Genomic DNA, 2,662 nt, shown 5'->3' on the forward strand with positions numbered 1-2,662 from the left:
CCCGTGCCCCCGGCCCCTCCCCGCCTTCCGGCGCCGCTTCATGGCGTTCCGTCACGTCCTTGCGGCGCCTGGTCAGGCCCACTCCCACGAGGACCACCGCCATGCCCGCCACGACCCGCGGGCCGACCTCCTCGCCCAGGACGAGGGCGCCGAGCGCGAGGGAGACCACCGGGAGCAGATAGCCGACGGTGGCGGCGGCCGTGGGGCCTTCGTCGGCGATGAGGCGGGAGTTGAGGTGGAAGGTGACGCCCGTGCCGAGCGTGCCGAGGACGACGACCGCGACGATGCCCAGGAGCGTCGGCGACGAGCCGCCCGGGGGCGCGACGGGCAGCGCGAGCGTGGTCAGGCCGGTCGCGGTGAGCAGCTGGGCGGCGGAGAGCGCGAGGGGCGCGCCGTCGCGGCCGATGAGGTGGCGGGCCATGTAGGCGAAGGCGACGGCGTAGCTGACGGCGGCGGCGAGCAGGGCCAGGGCGCCCCAACTGGCCAGCCCCGTCTGCTGCCAGGGCGCGAAGATCAGGAGCGTACCCGCGAAGCCGAGCAGCAGGCCGGTCAGGCGGAGGGGTCCGAGGCGGCGTTCGGTGCGCAGCATCAGGCCGATGGCCAGCGACCACAGCGGGGTCGTGGCGTTCAGGGCGCCGGCGACGCCCGAGTCGACGGTCCGCTGGCCGAGGCCGAAGAGGAAGAACGGCAGCGTGTTGCAGAAGAGGGCGGCCACGGCGAGGCGGGCCCAGGTGCCCCGGTCGCGGGGCAGCCGCTGCCCGGCCGCGCGGGCGAGGGCGAACAGGACGGCGGCGCCGAGCGCGCACCGCACGATCGTGAGGTGCAGGGGCGCGATGCCGCCGTCCAGGGCGAGCTTGATCCACAGGAAGCCGGAGCCCCACAGCAGGGCGAGGACGGCGATGCGGACGAGAGGGGTGGTGCGGGGACCGCCGGGCACGGCTGACCTCCTGCTTCTCGGTGGGGCGGGAAGGGGCTCATCAGTACGGTCCCGCCGACCCACTCTTAAGACAAGCGAAAAGATCTGGATCCAGAATTAAGCAGCAGTGAACACAGACAGCGGGCAGGATGTGCCCCACACTGGGGCCATGCTTGACATGCGGCGCATGCAGATCCTGCGGGCGGTGGTCACCAGCGGCTCGGTCACCGCGGCGGCCCGGAACCTCGGCTACACCCCCTCGGCCGTCAGCCAGCAGATGGCCGCGCTGGAGAAGGAGGCGGGCATCGCGCTCCTGGAGCGGAACGGACGCGGGGTGCGCCCCACGGACGCGGGGCGGATGCTCACCGAGTACGCGACGGCGATCGGCCGGCACGCCGCCGAGGCGGAGACCGCGCTCGCCGAGCTGCGCGCGGGCCGGACGGGCCGCGTCTCGATGCGGTACTTCGCCACGGCGGGCGCGCCCCTGGTGGCGCCCGCGATCGCCGCGCTGCGGCGCGAACAGCCGGGCGTACAAGTGGAGCTGAAGCTCTTCGACCCCGACGACCCGGTGCCGGAGGTGAAGGCGCGGCGGGCCGATCTGGCGCTCGTGGTGCGGCCGCGCGAGGGCGCCGCGGTGGACGGCATCCGGTTCGCGCACCTGCTGGACGACCGGTACCGCGCGGTGCTTCCCCGGGGCCACCGGCTCGCCGACCGGCCGGTGATCGACCTGACCGAACTCGCCGAGGAGCCCTGGATCGCCGGCGAGACGCCGGGGCCGTGCCTGGACCCGGTGCTCGACGCGTGCGCCGCCGCCGGCTTCACCCCGGACTTCGCGGTGGAGAGCGGCGACTACGCCACGGCGCAGGGCTTCGTCGCGGCCGGGCTCGGCGTCAGCCTGGTGCCGGAGCTCGGCCTCCACGCCGGGCACCGCCCCGACGTGGTCGTACGCGAGGTCAGGGGCCCCGAGCCGGTCAGGTCGATCCACGCGGCGGTGCGGGGCGGGTCACCGGTTCAGCCGGCGGTGCGGGGGCTGCTCGCGGCGCTGCGGGAGGCGGCCGCGCAGGCGTCGTCGGGGGCCGCGTAGCAGCGCAGGGCGACGCGCTGTCCCGGCTGCCACTCCTGCTCGACGACGGCCAGCAGCCGCCAGCCCAGGCTCTCGTAGAGCGCGGCGGCCGCGGCGTCGGAGGAGACGACGTCCAGGACCGGGTGCAGGCCGCGCGAACGCGCCTCGCGCACCACACGCCCCATCAGGAGCGCGCCGATGCCGTGGCCGCGCGCCTCTGGCGCGACGAAGAGGCGGCCCACGACGGCGGCCCCGCCGGCGCCGGTGCCCGCGCGCTCGCCCCACAGCACGGGCGCCTCGTCGCCCGCCCCGGGACGGAACAGCCCGACGTGCCCGACGACCCGACCGTCCAGCTCGGCCACCCAGGCCCCGAACCCCGCGCCGCCGTCCAGCCAGTCACCGGGCTGGTCGGGCCAGTTGACGGGGTATCCGTCGGACCGGTGCACCTGGGCGAGCACCCCGATGCACGCCTCCATGTCACGCTCCCCCGCCCGCTCGCGCACACGGAGGACGGGATGCCCATCGGCCGCGTCGGCGGCACGGTCTCGTCTCATCGCAGCATGGAAGCACAGCGGTACGACGAAGGAGGGGTTCCTGCGCGACTCACAGGCGGGCGGCGGCAGTTGGGGGCATGCGGCGCGGGCCGGACCACCGGCCTACTCCCCGCCCCGCGCCCCGGGCAC

3 protein-coding genes are annotated in these 2,662 nt (G+C 75.7%); 1 reads left to right on the forward strand and 2 read right to left on the reverse strand.

The window, feature by feature from the left end; genetic code table 11:
* A partial coding sequence (locus AOK22_RS36770; protein WP_055703010.1) for a DMT family transporter occupies window positions 1-937 on the reverse strand: 937 nt, incomplete at its 3' end.
* A gap of 148 nt (window positions 938-1,085) precedes the next feature.
* Between AOK22_RS36770 and AOK22_RS36775 the strand changes: the two genes are divergently transcribed.
* On the forward strand, window positions 1,086-2,000 hold the full coding sequence (locus AOK22_RS36775; RefSeq protein WP_055703009.1) for a LysR family transcriptional regulator: 915 nt from the start codon (window positions 1,086-1,088) through the stop codon (window positions 1,998-2,000).
* On the opposite strand, the gene AOK22_RS36780 is transcribed toward AOK22_RS36775, so the two are convergent.
* Entirely contained in the window at window positions 1,928-2,533 is a 606-nt protein-coding gene (locus AOK22_RS36780; RefSeq protein WP_208606495.1) for a GNAT family N-acetyltransferase, read from the reverse strand. The two genes, AOK22_RS36775 and AOK22_RS36780, sit on opposite strands and share 73 nt — an antisense overlap.
* Window positions 2,534-2,662 lie beyond the last annotated feature (129 nt).

The sequence above is a fragment of the Streptomyces silaceus genome (assembly GCF_001419745.1).
Classification (GTDB): Bacteria; Actinomycetota; Actinomycetes; order Streptomycetales; family Streptomycetaceae; genus Streptomyces; species Streptomyces silaceus.

Bases quoted from the DNA above. Each gene is read 5' to 3' on its own strand.
- AOK22_RS36775 (WP_055703009.1), top strand. From the start codon at position 1,086: ATGCTTGACATGCGGCGCATGCAGATCCTGCGGGCGGTGGTCACCAGC.
- AOK22_RS36780 (WP_208606495.1), bottom strand. From the start codon at position 2,533: ATGAGACGAGACCGTGCCGCCGACGCGGCCGATGGGCATCCCGTCCTC.